Genomic DNA, 15,928 nt, shown 5'->3' with positions numbered 1-15,928 from the left:
TGTCGAGATGTGCGCCCTGTCTCCGGGATACTCTCCCACAAACCAAAACTTGATCTTCGGTTGCCCTTCGCCTGGTTTGGAGCTTGTCTGGCCGTGGTTGCCTGGATGGCCCGGAAACCGTCTCTTCTGCAAGAGTAACGAAGAGGTTTGGAGGGCTACCAAAAAATGCTGCGGGTGTAACAGCCAGACGGTGAGCCTGATTATCACACCCGCAGTGTAAATCCCTACCTAATACGACAGATTATCAACGGCCAGAATTGTAGATAGACGGGTATCTGAGACGTCGGTGGCGGTGAAAACAACAAAGGCAGGAGAGCCTACATCGTTGAATGTGTATTTTTTAGATAGCCAGCCTGTGGCACCCACATACGAGTCGCCTCCATCGGGCATTCCCGGAAAGGTAACCTTATTGTTGTTTTTGGCGATTGTATTGACACTATTGACGAAGGTCGAATAAGCGCCCTTTGGTCCATATACCGTGAACATGGCGGTGTCGTCGAACTGAGTGCCAACGTAATCATTGAATTCAGCAGAAATGAAATTATAGTTGAACGAGAGGGAGGTCAGGCTCGTATTTATTGGGCCTAAAATCATTGTGCTTGACGCATCGCCGGCCGCCGTACTGGTCGATACCAACCGGCTACCTGATGTTATAGCCCCAAACCGATTGCCACTTTGCGGACTGATGGACCCTACCGTTCCTGTCAGTACGCCACCATCGCCCACAAATACAACTCCGGTAGAACCAGACTCAAACCCCTTGTTGGTATCGAAACTGTCTACCGCTCCTGCGCTTGTATTATAGGTCAGGACAAAGTCGGTGTAGAACCCATTTCCGCCATCATCCTGCATGCCATCCTTGAGCGTCACTTCAATTGTTTGGCCACCCTTAAATGGAACTTTCGGCGAGAAGGTCAGGATAGCGAATCCATTGGCAGCTTCGTTGACAGAAATTGTACCACCGACAATTACTCCGTCTACTTTCACCACAAAATTGTTCTGAATAGACGTGAGATATACTTTATCGTCTAGAAAGAATAGCAAAGGCATATTAGCTGGGTACGTTGCTCCTGAAACGGAAGGTACTGCCTGAGCCATATCCAGCGCAGTTTTGTCTTTTGTATCAGTAATAGTCGTGACGCCACCATTTCCATTGTTAACAATGGTGTAGGTTGGTTCTGGATCAACTTTTTGTTTACAACTTGCTACTAAAACAAGTATGAGTAGCGAGAAACGGATAAACAGTTGTTTTTTCATAAATGAAGAAGATATAAAAGTGGACAGACAGTAGCAAAGGTCGCCTGACGAGTGAAGTGCGTCAATACCCTTTTCAGGGTAATTTTTGCGTGTTCGTCCTTCTTTATTAAATTCATTTGATGACTGATACACAACCAGTTCGATGAGATTTGCAGAAATACTACTATTGGTACTTATACTACTGCCCGAATGTGCTTCCCGCTGCTACGCACAACTTCCGGCATTGCCAAAAATAACTGTTGACCGGCGCGCCGACTTCGTGTATATGGATAGCCTGAGCAGGGCACTCAAAGGACATTATAAACAGGTAACTGCCATGCCCCGTACACCGAAAACCGATACGTTGCGGCTTGAATCCTTGTATCTGTTAGGGCGCACACACGGACTATGGCAGTCTCGCCGGGATAGTATGCTGTATTATGGATATGAACTGGCCAGGCAAGCTCATACACTTAGAAACATTGAATTTGAAGTGAAGGGCATTCTGTTGCGAGAGCAGTATTTCCACACCTTGAAGATCGACTACCCCACCGCCATGCAGATCAATTTTGAGGCAATAGCGGTGCTGGAAAAAGCCCGCACGCTACCGCCCAGTGCCTGGCGGGTAGACATGAATCTTGGTGAACTGTATAGCCTGTCTGGCGATGATGACAATGCACTCCGCCTGCTGACGCGGGCCAAGCATCGGTTGCTGACGAATGGCCGGCTTGATACCATACTGACGACTAGCCACCAAATGACGATCGAGCAGAAGATTGGCCTATTGTTTAACCGCCAGCACAATTTTAAGGAGAGTGAAAAGCATTACCTGGCTGCTGCCGCCCTGTTGTCGGATAAACAGCCAAAACTGAATGCGGCCTATATCTACGGGGACCTGGCCGAATTATACCTTAAGTATGAACTGTACGACAAAGCGCTCACCTATGCTCGGAAAGCTGAAAAAACCTGGAAAGAGCTAGAACCTACCGGAAAGCCCAATGGGAGTAATCTGTCTATGCTGGCACATGCTTATGCGGCGCTGGGGCAGAATGAGCAGGCCGAACAATACGCATTGGCCCTGTTATCGCTTCCTAAGCCTTTATCTACGGCGCGGCGACGAGCCTATTTTGCGCTGTATCAAGTTTATTCCGATCAGCAAAAGTGGGCGGCTAGCCTCCACTACTACAAGCGGTATGTCGTCCTGCACGATTCAGCCGCCAATGATTTACAAAGCCGGGATCTGGCACTCCTGCGAAACCGGTACGACATAGAACGTATAGAAGCGCAAAACATGCAGGTGCAGCAGTTACAGGCTCAGAAACTGCTGACTATCGAAAAACAAGCCGAACTCAACCGACTGCGGGCTACCAGCCAGGCACGTGTGTTGCTACAAAAAGCACAGTTGAGCGAGCAGCAACGCAGACTCGAGAATGAACGGGCACAAAGTGCCCTGGCTCGGCAGCGAATTGCCCAACGGCTACAGGAACAGGTATTTGCCCAGCAGACACTGGCGCATGAAAACCGCACCCAACAGAACTGGATTTTCTATATTACCAGTTCAGCCCTGCTTTTATTGGGAATACTCGTGCTACTCCTTTACTCGGTGCAATTACGAAAACGAAAAGCAGAAGCCGATCTTCGACTGGCCAATGAACGCAAAGAAGCCGATGCCCGGATTATCGAGACTCAGGATGCTGAAAGGCAACGCATTGCGGTTGATTTGCACGACGATCTGGGTGGTACGCTGGCTACCATCCGGCAGCGAATATCCAGCTTACAGGAACATACAAATGATGCAGCAACTCGCCAGGCTTTTGTTGACCTTGAACCACTGATTCAGAAAAGCGGCCATGACCTGCGACGAATTGCCCACAACCTGATGCCGCCCGAACTAACCCGAATTGGGTTACATGGAGCGGTTGAACAGCTAATTCGGGCATTACCCGTTCAACCCACCCGATTTGAGTTTCTGGTGGCAGGCGTAGAGCGGCGATTTCCTACCGATGTGGAGTTGACCATATACCGAATTATAGCCGAACTGGTGCAGAATGTGGTGAAACACGCCCACGCAAAGAGGGCTTCGGTCCAATTGTTCTACCATGATACGTACCTGGCCGTGCAGGTCGAAGATGACGGCGTGGGTATAGACCCTGATAAGTTAATGCGTTCGCAGGGAATGGGCCTAAAAAGCAGTAAGTTGCGTGTCGACCGCCTGGGTGCAACGTTGCGTCGGGAAACTGGATCCGGGGGCACATTTATACAGTTGGAAACCCCTTATTCAACGCCTGATGCCCTGCAAAATTCTTATCGTCGACGATCATCTGCTGTTTAGCAATGGATTGAGATTGGTGCTTGAGCGAAACCAGGATTGGGTAGTTTGTGGCCAGATTCCTACGGCCGACCAGGTAACTACGGCCGTTCATACCCTCTCGCCCGACCTCGTTATACTTGATGTGAACCTGAACGGCACGAATGGAATAGATCTAGGACGTAAACTGATCGCCAATTTTAAACGGGTTAAAGTGCTCATTCTGACCATGTACGATCAGGTTAGGCTTCTGGACGAAACTCGCCGGGCCGGGTTGCATGGGTATATTTTGAAAGACACTACTCCAGCCAAACTAACGGCGGGTATTCAGGCCATTTTGGATGGGGGAACTACCTTCGACGGTTGGGTTACACAGCCAGTCAACGACACTGGTGATCCGTTCGGTGATGATTTTGCCCGTCGATTAAATCTAACTTTTCGCGAGGTCGAAATCATCAGGCTTATCCGTGAGGGTCTAACCAGCGAACAAATTGCGAACCGGCTTAACATTAGCTTTTTCACCGTGAAAAGCCACCGAAAAAACATTCATTCTAAGTTGGACCTGACCAATGTGGCAGACGTTATTCAATTTGCCAATAAGTATGGACTATGAGCACTTTGCGAAGTTGACGGAGAAACTATTTATGAGCCCACCGGCAGACATGGTGCCCCTTTTCTTGTTACCTAACAGAAAGCAGTCGACAGCCAGTGCCAGCCGGGAACAACCGATGAGTCGACCAGACCGGTAGCCGGGTAAGTGAACTGATCTCTTCAGCCATTAAACCAATATAGTATTATGATTGCAGCGAAAGGATACGCAGCACAAAATGCCAAAGCACCTCTGGCACCTTTTCAATTCGAACGGCGGGACTTGAAACCCCACGATGTTCAGTTCGATATTCATTTTTGCGGCGTTTGCCACTCCGATATTCACCAGGTACGTGATGAGTGGGGCGGATCGATTTACCCGATGGTGCCTGGGCACGAAATTGTTGGTCGGGTAACGGCCGTTGGCGATCACGTTACCAAATTCAAGGTAGGTGATCTGGCGGGGGTAGGGTGCATTGTCGATTCGTGTCGGCATTGCGAAAGCTGCGAGCAGGGTCTGGAGCAGTACTGTCTGAACGGTAATTCGCAGACGTACAATGGCCGCGAGCAGGATAAAAAAACGCCGACATACGGGGGATATTCCAACCTGATCATCACCCACGAAGACTTTGTCTTTCACATTCCCGAGTCGCTCGACCTGGCGGCTGTTGCCCCGCTGTTGTGCGCGGGAATAACCACCTATTCGCCCCTGAAATACTGGAAAGTTGGGCCGGGGCATAAAGTGGCCGTGCTGGGTCTGGGCGGTTTGGGCCACATGGCGGTTAAGTTTGCCGTGGCTTTTGGAGCCGAAGTGACCATGCTGAGCACGTCTGCTTCCAAAGAAGAAGACGCTAAACGGCTGGGCGCACACAAGTTTGTGCTTACAAAAGACGCCGATCAGGTGAAAGCCGTGAAGGGTTATTTCGATTTTATCATCGATACCGTTTCGGCTCCGCATGATTATAATATGTACCTGGGCTTGCTGAAGGTGAATGGGGTACATATCTGCGTAGGTGCGCCGCCAACACCCGCCGAGATCGGTGTGTTCAACCTACTCGGCTCGCGGAAGAGCCTTGTTGGCTCAAACACGGGCGGTATGCCTGAAACTCAAGAAATGCTGAATTATTGCGGCGAGCACAACATCGTTTCCGACATTGAACTGATTCCGATGAGCGAGATTGATACTGCTTATGAGCGAATGCTGAAAGGCGACGTCCGGTATCGGTTCGTTATCGATATGAGTACGTTATAAGGGTAAAGTTTGCTAGTAAATTGCTGACACGCGTAGAGACGCAAGATTTTGCGTCTCTACATTCCATACCTAACAGCCACCTACCATCTATTGCATGAAGCATACCTACCTGCTGACTCTGCTCTTTTTGGCTGCCTGCGCACCCCGCTATAAAGGACCCGTAACCGATCATTTCAACGGTAAGAAATTTGCCAACACTGGTCCGGCTGTTGACCGAAAAGGAGGGCTACTCAAATGGTTGTTCAATCGAGACAAAGGGCCCTGGCTCGATGCGCCAGATGCGCAGCCGGGGCCTAAACCACAAACACGGGTTTTCGGTGATAGCCTGATCGTCACGTTCGTTGGGCATTCCAGCTTCCTGCTTCAGGTCGACGGGTTAAACATTCTGACAGATCCTGTTTGGTCACAGAAGATTGGGCCTACAAAATGGCTGGGCATTAAACGCCGTCGTCCGCCGGGAATTCGTTACGAAGACCTGCCGCCCATCGACGCCGTGCTACTAAGCCACTGCCACTACGACCATCTTGACCTAGGTACGTTGCAACGGCTGGCCCGGGACTTCAATCCCCCAATGGTAACGCCATTGGGTGTGTCGTATCTACCCAAAAAAGCAGGCGGTAATACAACTAAGGAAATGGACTGGAATGATAAGCTGGTTCTGTCTGATAAACTCACGATTACCTGCACGGAGGCCCGGCATTTCAGCAATCGGGGCATGGGTGATCGTAACCGCACGCTTTGGGCGGGTTATCTGCTGCACACCCGGTTTGGTACCATTTACTTCGCGGGCGATACGGGCTACGGCGATCTGTTTCCGAAGGTTGTTCGCCAGGCAGAACTGAGCGAAACGGGCCCAGTCAAGTTCGCTATGCTGCCTATCGGTTCCTACCGCCCAACCTGGTTCATGGCCCCCGTTCACATGTCGCCTATCGATGCGGTGAAGGCGTTCAATGACTTGGGTCAGCCGCAGAGCGTTGGTATTCATTTCGGTACGTTCCAGCAGGGAGACGATGGCCTCTTTGAACCGCGCGATGATCTGACGAAGGAACTTCTGAAACAAAAAATTCCCCTCCAGCGGTTTGTTGTGCCTGTGGAGGGGAAAGCAATGGTGTTTAAGCGGTAATTTATTTCGCTTTGCCCATCGTCCAGCGGAGGCCGCCTAGGAGGTGTTCTACGAAAAGTGGCTCCACATAGGCCGCATCGGTGTGGCCCATGCCGGTGTAGAATGCCCGGCCTCCGTCGAATTTACGGTACCAGGCAATGGGGTGATTATCGCCGTTGGCCCCGCCCGTATACGTTTTCTCATCGAGTTTAGCCAACACGGTTGGGCCGTCAACGATCTTCTTGTAGCTATACCATTCGTCGAACCGTTTCCAGCGGTCGGGCAATCCTTTCGTAGATGGGTGCTTTTTGTCGATTACCTCTACTTCAGCATCCTGCTGTTTAGGGTGACTCAGGAAATAAGCTCCGCAAAGCTGATTGTACCAGGGCCAGTCATACTCCGTATCGGCTGCTGCGTGAATACCCATGTATCCACCGCCTTTCTTGATGTATTGCTCGAAAGCCTGTTGCTGAACCGTGTCGAGTACGTTACCCGTTGTGCTCAGAAAGACAACGGCTTTATATTTTTTGAGGTTATCGTAGGTAAACGCATTCGCGTCTTCGGTGGTGTCGACCCGGAATTTATTTTCCTGGCCCATCTTCATGATCGCCACTTTACCCGCCCCAATGGAAGCGTGTCGGTATCCTTTTGTTCGGGAAAAAACCAGCACCGCATCCTGGGCGTAGGTGGTATAGGTCAGGCTGACAAGCAGCGCAATGGCGAAGAATTTCATAATGAAATCGGAGTTTATTTATCTATAAAGGCGCAGAATTGATTAATTTAATGGTGCCACGCCGTTTAATCGTCTATTATCTTGCCAGAACCGATTGCCTGCCTATATCAACCAAAGTTCAATGACCGTTCGCCCCGCTGTTGTTCTCCTTCGTAATGATGCCGTCTTGCTAATGCAGTATCGCTATGGTGATACTGACGTTTTTGCCCTGCCCGGCGGCAATCCCGATCCCGGCGAAGATCTGGAGGCGACGCTCGAACGCGAACTGATGGAAGAGCTAGGTGTAGAGATTCAGGTCTTCAACATGCTGTTCTGCGGCGTTGTTACCCGCCCGAATCAGAAGGAAGATGTGCTACACTGCGTTTTCTTCGGCGAGATTTTCGGTGGCGAGCCAACACTGAACCCGGTTCACACTACGGCTCAAAGTATCGTCTGGAAACCCATCGATGAATTAGCTGGTCTGGCGATGTACCCCAGCGTGGCTACGGCTATTCAGGAACACCACACGGCCATGTTGCCGACAACGTACCTGGGCTACATCGAGCAGCCATTTTACGGTTGAGGATCCTTGACATGATTAGCGAGACTCCCGCCAATCATGCCCACTGTGCTGGCGATGAGGCCCCAAAGCATGGGCGGAAAGGATGTTTCCAGCCAGAGGCAAAGGAGCCAGGCACCGAAGCCAAGCACGATTGACCAGAGGCAACCCTGGTTGGTGGCCCGGTTCCAGTAGATACCGGCGGTGAGGGGGACGAACAGCGACACCAGGCTGAAGGCCGACGATTCGCCCACGAGATCGAAAATGCTGGTGGTACGCTGTAAGGTCATAGCTACGCAAATGACCGAGATCACAACAATGGCCCAGCGAATCGCTTTCAGGAGTTGGCTATCCGTAAGATTGGGTCGGAAAAACTTCAGAATATTCTCCCCAAAAACGGTGGCCGGTGCCAGAATGGCTCCACTCGATACGCTTAAAATGGCTGAGGTAAGTGCCCCAAAAAACAGGATCTGGAGTGGCAGGCTTCCGTGCCGCATCACCATATTGGGAATAATTAACTGACGGCTCTGCTCGTCTACACCAGCCAAGTCTGGATGCAACAGCCGCGCTGCCAGCGCAATGAATAAGGGCAGGGCGGCCACCGACAGGTACAGGCCCGATGCCAGATACGACGCCTGCACCGATACCCGCGCCGACTTGGCCGACATCACCCGCTGAAAGATATCCTGTTGCGGAATGCTACCCAGGCCGATCGTCATCCAGGCTGCCAGGTACGTTGCCCAGCCGTTGAGACTGGCTGGCGGTAGGAATTGAAAGAAATTGTCGGGCATTCGGGCTGTTACGCCTGAGATGCCGCCAACCTGCGGATAGAGTATAAAAGCCAATACCAGCAGGGCCAGAATGATGATGAGGTTGTGCAGAAAGTCGGTGATCGAAATGGACCACATGCCGCCCAGTAATGTGTAGATCATCACGATGGTGGCACTGGCAATGATACCCCAGGCCATCGGGATGCCCATCACTACGTTCAGCACAATGCCGATGGCAATGTATTGCGCGGCGATCCAACTGAAGTAGGAGGGAATCATGATTACGGCGCTCACCAGCTCGGCTGATCGGCCAAACCGGAGGCGGAAGTAATCGGAAAACGTAGTGATGTTTTGTTCGTAAAGCGGCCGGGCGAAGAAAGCGCCGACCAAAAACAGGCAAAGGGCTGAGCCAAACGGCTCTTCGATGATGCTCAGTACGCCACCTTCTACAAATTTGGCGGGCGCACCCATGATGCTTTCCGACCCAAACCAGGTGGCGAAGGTGACCGACGTAGCCAGCGCCAGTGATAAGCCCCGTCCGGCCAGCACAAAATCCTGCGAGGTAGTAACCCGCCGCGCTGCCCACGCCCCAATTGCGATGTTCGACAGCAAATAAAGCGTAATGCAGGTTATGAGCATACGTTAATAAGTCTTCGTCATATCGCCGGGAATAGCCAGTATGTACGTCGCCAGCCCTTTCCAGTCGGCTTGCGGTTTCGAGATGTCCTCGGCATCGACCGATGAGACCGTTACAATCTTCAAGTTTGGCTGTTGCTGACGGAGATACCAAACAATGCCTTCGAAATTCTTGGAATGGTAATCGCCGTTAAAATGAAGCACTGTCCGGCCAGGTTTTGCACCGCTGAACTGGCCGTTCTCCAGAATGAACCGGGCCATCGTAGCGTCTTTCAGGGCCTGCGCCCGGGCAAAATTTTCGGCGGGGCTACCACTGGTCTGCTGACCACCGCTCGGTGTTGATCCGCCATGAGCGCCCATCATGTCGAGCATGCCTTTGTAGCCGGGAAGCGTAAGATCAACAATCAGAGGGAGCCTGGCCATTTGCTGTTTGCCTGTCGCCGAAACGGTATCGAGAGCCGCCAACCCCTGCCGGGCTACCAGGCTGGCATACCGCCTGGGTACGTTGGTAGCGGTAAACGTCAGCTTTTTGTCCCGTGCCAGATCCACGATGGGGCGGTAATCGGTGGCGTAATTTGGCCACAATCGGGCTTCTTTGGCAAATTCTTTATCTGAGGTCTGCCCACTAACGTACCTGGTCAGTGCTGGCTGGTTGTCGGCTTCGAACATTTCGGCTCCCAGTACCAGGTTTGGACCTAATTGGGCGGCCAGGTCTTTTGCCAGTTGAAGTTCGAACCAGTGGCAGATGGGGTTGTTGTGTAGCTCGCCGAACAGCACCACATCAGCCCCAGCCGCTTCTTTCAGCAACTTTTCGTAGGAAGTAGCTTTGCCCGTTTGGGTGTAGAATAAATAGGCCGGTTTGTCGCTACGAAAGGAAAGAAGCGTTAGTAAGCTCAACGCCAAAGAGATAGATTGCATAGTCATATAACAAAAATAGCCGCCAGTTTTGCAACTGCGGCTATTTTTACGAGTTAATCGTTCTCAGGTAAGCTACTTCGTTAACTGGCAGCGCAACTGAAAACGGAAGACAGTAAACTAAACTTTATACGTCCAGCCGAACGAGTCTTCTATCTTACCCGTGCGGAGGTCGTTCATATAGTCTTTTACGCGGGCCGCAAACGAGTCGGTGGGAGCGCGTTCTGGTAGCATGTAGTCTTTGCCTTCGAAGCCAATAACCTGGAAAGGCGACACTACCACGGCCGTCCCGGCACCAAATGCTTCGGTCAGGGAGCCATTCTCGATGCCATCGATCACTTCGCGGATCGAGACTTTTCGCTCTTCAACGGGTATTCCCCAGCTTTTGGCAATGGCTACGATGCTGCGGCGGGTTACTCCGTCAAGAATGGAATCAGACAGGGCGGGCGTTACCAGTTTGCCATCAATCACAAACATCACGTTCATTGTGCCCGACTCTTCAAAGTACTGGTGCTCAGTGGCATCTGTCCAGAGCAGTTGATCGTAGCCAGCCTGTTGCGCTTGCAGGGTTGGGTATAGCGAACCGGCGTAGTTGCCCGCACACTTCGCTGCTCCCACACCACCCGGTGCCGATCGGATGTAGCTCATCTCCACTTTTACTTTCAGTGGCTTGGAATAATACACGCCTACCGGGCAAGTGAAAATGCAGAAACGGTATGTTTTTGATGCCGCTACGCCCAGATACACGTCGGTAGCAAACATATACGGACGGATATAGAGCGAGCTGCCGGGCTGGTTTGGTACCCAGTCGGCATCGGTACGGAGCAACGCTTCCAGACCACCCATGAACACCTCTTCAGGAATTGTCGCCATGCACATGCGCTTGGCCGATTCGTTCATGCGCGCCCAGTTGTCGAGCGGGCGGAACATCAGTACCTCACCAGCTTCATTCTTATAGGCTTTCATGCCCTCAAAAATCGACTGTCCGTAATGCAGTGATGACAGCGCCGGATTGAACGAAAAATCACCAAACGGCACCACCCGCAGATCGGTCCACTGGCCGTCGGCGTAGTCGGCTACAAACATGTGATCGGCAAAGTGCTTACCGAAGGGCAGATTGTTGAAGTCAACTTCCTTGATGCGGCTCTGCGTAGCCTTCTGCATCTCGATTTGAAGCAAGTCAGTGGTCATGGTTTTTGGATATGTCATTACGCTACGCTGTCATTAAGTGGTCATTTGCCTTCGGCGTCATTGTTTGCTTTCACGGCGAATGACGCCGAAGGCAAATGACCACTTAATGACAGTGTAGCGTAATGACATATCAATTAGTTGCTTTGACAACAAATGTATAAAAATCAGGCACTCATTCTCATGAGGTTAGCCGAAAACTAAACAAATTCTGTACCGAATGGGCTAAAGATGCCTTCCCGACGTTCTACCCTAAAGTGTATTGACGTATGAAAATGTCTGATCAGTTCCTGGCCTACCTCTTATTACGGCTGACAATGGGTGTAAATTTCACCTTCCACGCTATTCCCCGGTTCATCAAAGGTGCTGGTGGATTCCGTGATAAAATGGTTGCTGATTTCAGCCAGACCCCTATTCCTCCATTTTTCGTTTACGCCTTCGGAACAGTGCTCAGCTATGTTGAGCTAATTATTGGCATCCTGCTTACCATCGGCATGTTTACGCGTTACGCCCTCGTATCGGCCAGCCTGCTGATGATGGCGTTGATGGTAGGTACGTCGTTTCAGCAGAAATGGGATGTTGTCGCCTCACAATTAATCTACTCAGTCATCTTCTTCATCCTCGTCTGGACACAGCAATCCAACTTCTACTCCGTCGACCGGATCATGCTGGGGAGGGAGTGAAGCACAGTTTACCGTTTGCTGTTTCACACTCTCGGCTCCCAGGCTACTTCTTCTACAACGAGCTCCTGCGCCATCTTCCGGCTCAAGACGAAAAGATAGTCTGAGAGGCGGTTCAGGTACGTTACCACGAGCGGATCAACCGGTGACTCATTGTTGAGCGCGATTGCAAGTCGTTCGGCGCGGCGGCACACCGTGCGGGCCAGATGCGCGAACGAAACAGACGCATGGCCACCCGGAAGAACGAATTTCCGAAGTTCGGGGAGTTCCGTGTCCATCGCGTCCATATTGTCTTCGAGGCGGGTAATATCGGCTTCAATAATGGCTGGAATGGCCTGACGAGGCGGCTTCTCCGGGTCAGTGGCTAATTCGGCCCCTACCGTAAAGAGCCGATCCTGGATTTCCTTCAGGAGTGGCCGGCGATTTGCGTTGACGGGCTGGTCGCGCAGGAGGCCGATCCACGAGTTCAACTCATCGACGGTGCCGTAGGTATCAATTCGCAGGTCGGCTTTACTAACGCGCCGCCCACCAATGAGTGATGTCTGCCCAGCGTCGCCGGTTCTTGTATATATTTTCATGAAAATGAATGCCTGTTAAACGTCTATTGTTTAGTGGTTAAAGGTACACGTCTATATGGGTACGCAGCATAAGGGCAGAGCAACTTTGACCTGTAAACGTTAGAGTTTGGACTAACTTCCCCCGTACCTTTGCGGCCCAATAACAACACGTCGTTAGACCGTATTTATGCGCGCTGGTTCTTTTTTCGTTCGCACCTGGCGAATTCTGTCCATCCTTGGCTTTGTCGGCCTGTTGATGAGCAGCTATATTTCGTATCCGGGTGAAGTAGCTTTCCGGTTCAATGAGGGCGGTCAGGCGGTTCAATACCTGAGTCGGGAGGTCATTTTCTACGTTAGCATTGGCATCTTTATTTCAGTTTATGTCATAACCAATGCCGTTACCCGCCTGTTTCCGAAAATACCCGCCGATAAGATTCCAAATCCAAATCCAGTCGCGTGGGAAGGGCAGCGGAAGAAGCTGATTGATATATATGTGAATTGGTTTTATGCCTTGTCGGCGGCTTTCAACACCATACTGGCGTTGGGCCTGATGGTGCTCTCCTTTCTGAATCGCAGTAATGTCAGCGCCGATTCAAACGACTACGGCTGGTTGTTACCTGTCAGCACGGCCATTCTGGGTATTGTCATTATATCATTGCCCATTCGGTTGATGATGAAACCACCCGTTGACCATGTTCCCTGACCTGCGCCTCGACCAGTTTCAATACGACCTGCCCGACGAGCGCATTGCCCGGTTCCCGTTGCCCAAACGCGACCAGTCGAAACTGCTGGTTTATAAGGAAGGGCAGATCAGCCATCATCGGTTCTATGAACTACCCGATTTGCTGCCCGCCGACAGCTTTCTGGTGTTCAATAACACAAAGGTGATTCCGGCGCGGCTGCTCTTTACCAAATCCACGGGCGCAACCATCGAGCTATTCCTGCTTAGTCCCGCGCCTGCCGACAGACCTATTGGCGAGGCAATGCTCGATACAGGCAGCGCTGTTTGGCAATGCATGATTGGCAATCGCAAAAAATGGCGTGAAGGTGAAACGCTATTACTTACTTTCGGCGAGGTAGTATTGATTGCCGAGTGGGAAGATGCCGAGAAGAGCTTAATTCGATTTACCTGGCAACCCGATGATGAAACCTTTGCCGAGTTGATCGAGCAAGCTGGTCAGATGCCGTTGCCGCCGTATCTGAAACGGGAACCCGTTGCCGCTGATAATACCACTTACCAGACCGTGTATGCTAAGAAGGAAGGAGCAGTTGCTGCCCCCACTGCCGGCCTACATATGACTAAAGAGGTGCTGGGTACGTTGGCTGAACGTGGCATTGGCCATGATGCGCTGACGCTACATGTTGGCGCAGGTACGTTCCAGCCTATCAAGGCAGATGATCCCCGACAGCATACAATGCATTCAGAACAAGTTATCTACACGCGGGAAAACATAACGAACGTTCTGAAACACATTGATTGTCTAATTCCGGTTGGCACTACGTCGATGCGCTCACTCGAAAGCTTGTATTGGTTTGGCGTTCGGTTACTCAATGACCACCCCGATCCGTTTCATCTGGATCAGGAATATGCCTATAACGTACCTGCGGAGAAGCAGCCATCTGCAAAGGAAGCCGTTGACGCAGTACGTCTATATATGGAACAGCATAAACAGCCATTGTTGACGGCCCATACAGCTATTTATATAACACCGGGCTACCAGATGAAAATGTGTCGGGGTATTGTTACCAATTTTCACCAACCGGGCTCCACACTCATCTTGCTGATTGCTGCTTTAGTCGGCGACGCCTGGCGTACTATATATACAGAAGCGCTTAGCACCGACTACCGTTTTCTCAGCTACGGCGATTCGTCACTACTATTACCTTGAAACATTAATTGGAAGAGTGGAAGAGTAAAAGAGTGGCTAACCATCAAATCTATACCAGTCATTAACATTGGAATAGTCACTCTTTCACCCTTTCGCTCTTTAATTCTCTCTCATGAATTTCATTGAAGAACTCCGCTGGCGGGGCATGCTTAACGACATGACCCCCGGTACCGAAGCCCAACTTAGTAAAGAAATGACCGCCGGATACATTGGTTTTGACCCAACGGCGGCGTCACTGCATATTGGAAACCTGGCTACGATCATGCTGTTGGTTCATTTCCAGCGGGCCGGGCATAAGCCATTCGCCTTAATTGGTGGCGCTACCGGCATGATTGGTGACCCGTCTGGCAAAGCAGCAGAACGCGATTTTCTGTCGGAAGAAACATTACGACTCAATCAGGAAGGCATCAGGAAGCAGTTAGAGAAGTTTCTAGCCTTCAACGATGCGCCCAACTCGGCCGAAATGGTCAACAACTACGACTGGTTCAAGGAGTTTTCGTTTCTGGGTTTTCTGCGCGAAGCGGGCAAACACCTTACCGTTAATTACATGATGGCGAAGGATTCAGTGAAGAAGCGCCTCGAAACGGGCATTTCTTTTACCGAGTTTTCGTACCAACTGCTGCAGGGATACGATTATTACTGGCTCTACAAGAATAAAGGCGTCCGTTTACAAATGGGCGGCTCCGACCAGTGGGGAAACATTACCACTGGCACTGAGCTCATCCGACGTAAGGAAGAGCGCGGTACCGAGGCCGAAGATGACCGGGCCTTTGCCTTGACAACACCGCTGGTGACGAAGGCCGATGGGACCAAGTTTGGTAAGTCGGAAAGCGGGAACGTTTGGCTCGATCCAAAACTGACATCGCCTTACCAGTTTTACCAGTTTTGGCTCAACACTACCGATAATGACTGTTCTCGTCTTATTCGTGTATTTACGTTGCTTTCACAGGAAGAGATACTACGTCTGGAAGCCGAACATGTAGAAGCGCCACACCTACGGTTATTGCAGAAAGCTATAGCCCAGGAAGTGACTACGCGTGTACACGGTCAGGAAGGATATGACCTGGCGGTAAAAGCATCAGAAGTACTATTTGGTAAGGCAACAATTGATACGTTACGATCTATCGCTGTCGATGAGTTCGACGTAATCTTTGAAGGAGTACCCCAAACGGAGGTTTCTGCTGATGATTTAGCAAGTTGCAAAGACATTACTGACCTGTTATCAGTGGCGTCGAAGGGGGAAATTTATGCGTCCAAGGGCGAAGCCAGGCGCGCGATCAGCCAAAATGCGGTCAGTTTGAACAAAGCAAAAGTCAACGATCCGGCTGCTTCACTGGCCTTGGAATGGCTTCAAGACCGCTATTTGCTGGTTTCGAAAGGCAAGAAGAATCACTTGCTGAAAAAAGTTTAACTTTTTTTCGAGGCTTAACTAGCTGAAAGAAAGTGGTTAACAGGTGAAGTCGAAAAAGGTTAATTACTTTCTTTTAACAGGGTCTTGACATGGGGGTAAAGTTGCCCTACTTTTGCAGTCCCAAT

15 protein-coding genes are annotated in these 15,928 nt (G+C 50.9%); 9 read left to right on the top strand and 6 right to left on the bottom strand.

The window, feature by feature from the left end:
- Positions 1–228: 228 nt before the first annotated feature.
- Positions 229–1,257 carry a hypothetical protein gene (locus ACFE8Q_RS26745; RefSeq protein ID WP_375448521.1) on the bottom strand — a complete coding sequence of 343 codons (1,029 nt, stop codon included), beginning with the start codon at positions 1,255–1,257 and terminating at the stop codon, positions 229–231.
- A gap of 316 nt (positions 1,258–1,573) precedes the next feature.
- On the opposite strand from ACFE8Q_RS26745, the gene ACFE8Q_RS26740 reads away from it, so the two are divergent.
- From ACFE8Q_RS26740 to ACFE8Q_RS26725, 4 genes are all read left to right on the top strand, one after another.
- Positions 1,574–3,568: an ATP-binding protein gene (locus ACFE8Q_RS26740; RefSeq protein WP_375448520.1), complete on the top strand. Its 1,995-nt coding sequence runs from the start codon at positions 1,574–1,576 to the stop codon at positions 3,566–3,568.
- Positions 3,525–4,157 carry a response regulator gene (locus ACFE8Q_RS26735; protein ID WP_375448519.1) on the top strand — a complete coding sequence of 211 codons (633 nt, stop codon included), beginning with the start codon at positions 3,525–3,527 and terminating at the stop codon, positions 4,155–4,157. The genes ACFE8Q_RS26740 and ACFE8Q_RS26735 overlap by 44 nt, the downstream gene beginning before the upstream one ends.
- Before the next feature lie 183 nt (positions 4,158–4,340).
- The gene (locus tag ACFE8Q_RS26730) at positions 4,341–5,384 is read left to right on the top strand and encodes an NAD(P)-dependent alcohol dehydrogenase (protein ID WP_375448518.1); all 1,044 of its coding nucleotides are present in this window, start codon (positions 4,341–4,343) and stop codon (positions 5,382–5,384) included.
- A gap of 94 nt (positions 5,385–5,478) precedes the next feature.
- Positions 5,479–6,507 (top strand): MBL fold metallo-hydrolase, encoded by a 1,029-nt coding sequence (locus tag ACFE8Q_RS26725; protein WP_375448517.1) that lies wholly within the window; start codon positions 5,479–5,481, stop codon positions 6,505–6,507.
- Between the two features lies 1 nt (position 6,508).
- Here the strand turns inward: ACFE8Q_RS26725 and ACFE8Q_RS26720 are convergent, their stop codons facing one another.
- Positions 6,509–7,219: a ThuA domain-containing protein gene (locus ACFE8Q_RS26720; protein WP_375448516.1), complete on the bottom strand. Its 711-nt coding sequence runs from the start codon at positions 7,217–7,219 to the stop codon at positions 6,509–6,511.
- Between the two features lie 121 nt (positions 7,220–7,340).
- Between ACFE8Q_RS26720 and ACFE8Q_RS26715 the strand changes: the two genes are divergently transcribed.
- Positions 7,341–7,781 carry an NUDIX hydrolase gene (locus ACFE8Q_RS26715; protein ID WP_375448515.1) on the top strand — a complete coding sequence of 147 codons (441 nt, stop codon included), beginning with the start codon at positions 7,341–7,343 and terminating at the stop codon, positions 7,779–7,781.
- Here ACFE8Q_RS26715 and ACFE8Q_RS26710 read toward each other — a convergent pair.
- The 3 genes from ACFE8Q_RS26710 to ACFE8Q_RS26700 form a co-directional block, all read right to left on the bottom strand.
- Positions 7,772–9,166 carry a sodium:solute symporter family protein gene (locus ACFE8Q_RS26710; RefSeq protein WP_375448514.1) on the bottom strand — a complete coding sequence of 465 codons (1,395 nt, stop codon included), beginning with the start codon at positions 9,164–9,166 and terminating at the stop codon, positions 7,772–7,774. The genes ACFE8Q_RS26715 and ACFE8Q_RS26710 overlap by 10 nt on opposite strands.
- 3 nt (positions 9,167–9,169) lie before the next feature.
- Entirely contained in the window at positions 9,170–10,081 is a 912-nt protein-coding gene (locus ACFE8Q_RS26705; protein ID WP_375448513.1) for a ChaN family lipoprotein, read from the bottom strand.
- A 117-nt stretch (positions 10,082–10,198) separates the two neighbouring features.
- Entirely contained in the window at positions 10,199–11,269 is a 1,071-nt protein-coding gene (locus tag ACFE8Q_RS26700; RefSeq protein ID WP_375448582.1) for a branched-chain amino acid aminotransferase, read from the bottom strand.
- Between the two features lie 266 nt (positions 11,270–11,535).
- Between ACFE8Q_RS26700 and ACFE8Q_RS26695 the strand changes: the two genes are divergently transcribed.
- Complete coding sequence (locus tag ACFE8Q_RS26695; protein ID WP_375448512.1) at positions 11,536–11,949, top strand: DoxX family protein; 414 nt, start codon at positions 11,536–11,538, stop codon at positions 11,947–11,949.
- Between the two features lie 23 nt (positions 11,950–11,972).
- Here the strand turns inward: ACFE8Q_RS26695 and ACFE8Q_RS26690 are convergent, their stop codons facing one another.
- Positions 11,973–12,524: a cob(I)yrinic acid a,c-diamide adenosyltransferase gene (locus ACFE8Q_RS26690; RefSeq protein WP_375448511.1), complete on the bottom strand. Its 552-nt coding sequence runs from the start codon at positions 12,522–12,524 to the stop codon at positions 11,973–11,975.
- A 166-nt stretch (positions 12,525–12,690) separates the two neighbouring features.
- On the opposite strand from ACFE8Q_RS26690, the gene ACFE8Q_RS26685 reads away from it, so the two are divergent.
- From ACFE8Q_RS26685 to tyrS, 3 genes are all read left to right on the top strand, one after another.
- Complete coding sequence (locus ACFE8Q_RS26685; RefSeq protein ID WP_375448510.1) at positions 12,691–13,206, top strand: hypothetical protein; 516 nt, start codon at positions 12,691–12,693, stop codon at positions 13,204–13,206.
- Positions 13,196–14,392: an S-adenosylmethionine:tRNA ribosyltransferase-isomerase gene (locus ACFE8Q_RS26680; protein WP_375448509.1), complete on the top strand. Its 1,197-nt coding sequence runs from the start codon at positions 13,196–13,198 to the stop codon at positions 14,390–14,392. The genes ACFE8Q_RS26685 and ACFE8Q_RS26680 overlap by 11 nt, the downstream gene beginning before the upstream one ends.
- 112 nt (positions 14,393–14,504) lie before the next feature.
- Positions 14,505–15,803, top strand: a complete 1,299-nt coding sequence (gene tyrS / locus ACFE8Q_RS26675) for a tyrosine--tRNA ligase (protein ID WP_375448508.1) — start codon at positions 14,505–14,507, stop codon at positions 15,801–15,803.
- Positions 15,804–15,928: the final 125 nt, after the last annotated feature.

Source organism: uncultured Fibrella sp., from assembly GCF_964250085.1.
Classification (GTDB): domain Bacteria; phylum Bacteroidota; class Bacteroidia; order Cytophagales; family Spirosomataceae; genus Fibrella.
The sequence above is the reverse complement of the archived record's forward strand: the minus strand, read 5'-3'. Positions and strand labels throughout refer to the sequence as shown.

Coding starts and splice junctions, on each gene's coding strand:
- ACFE8Q_RS26745 (WP_375448521.1), bottom strand. CDS start 1,257: ATGAAAAAACAACTGTTTATCCGTTTCTCGCTACTCATACTTGTTTTA.
- ACFE8Q_RS26740 (WP_375448520.1), top strand. CDS start 1,574: ATGCCCCGTACACCGAAAACCGATACGTTGCGGCTTGAATCCTTGTAT.
- ACFE8Q_RS26735 (WP_375448519.1), top strand. CDS start 3,525: ATGCCCTGCAAAATTCTTATCGTCGACGATCATCTGCTGTTTAGCAAT.
- ACFE8Q_RS26730 (WP_375448518.1), top strand. CDS start 4,341: ATGATTGCAGCGAAAGGATACGCAGCACAAAATGCCAAAGCACCTCTG.
- ACFE8Q_RS26725 (WP_375448517.1), top strand. CDS start 5,479: ATGAAGCATACCTACCTGCTGACTCTGCTCTTTTTGGCTGCCTGCGCA.
- ACFE8Q_RS26720 (WP_375448516.1), bottom strand. CDS start 7,219: ATGAAATTCTTCGCCATTGCGCTGCTTGTCAGCCTGACCTATACCACC.
- ACFE8Q_RS26715 (WP_375448515.1), top strand. CDS start 7,341: ATGACCGTTCGCCCCGCTGTTGTTCTCCTTCGTAATGATGCCGTCTTG.
- ACFE8Q_RS26710 (WP_375448514.1), bottom strand. CDS start 9,166: ATGCTCATAACCTGCATTACGCTTTATTTGCTGTCGAACATCGCAATT.
- ACFE8Q_RS26705 (WP_375448513.1), bottom strand. CDS start 10,081: ATGCAATCTATCTCTTTGGCGTTGAGCTTACTAACGCTTCTTTCCTTT.
- ACFE8Q_RS26700 (WP_375448582.1), bottom strand. CDS start 11,269: ATGACCACTGACTTGCTTCAAATCGAGATGCAGAAGGCTACGCAGAGC.
- ACFE8Q_RS26695 (WP_375448512.1), top strand. CDS start 11,536: ATGAAAATGTCTGATCAGTTCCTGGCCTACCTCTTATTACGGCTGACA.
- ACFE8Q_RS26690 (WP_375448511.1), bottom strand. CDS start 12,524: ATGAAAATATATACAAGAACCGGCGACGCTGGGCAGACATCACTCATT.
- ACFE8Q_RS26685 (WP_375448510.1), top strand. CDS start 12,691: ATGCGCGCTGGTTCTTTTTTCGTTCGCACCTGGCGAATTCTGTCCATC.
- ACFE8Q_RS26680 (WP_375448509.1), top strand. CDS start 13,196: ATGTTCCCTGACCTGCGCCTCGACCAGTTTCAATACGACCTGCCCGAC.
- tyrS (WP_375448508.1), top strand. CDS start 14,505: ATGAATTTCATTGAAGAACTCCGCTGGCGGGGCATGCTTAACGACATG.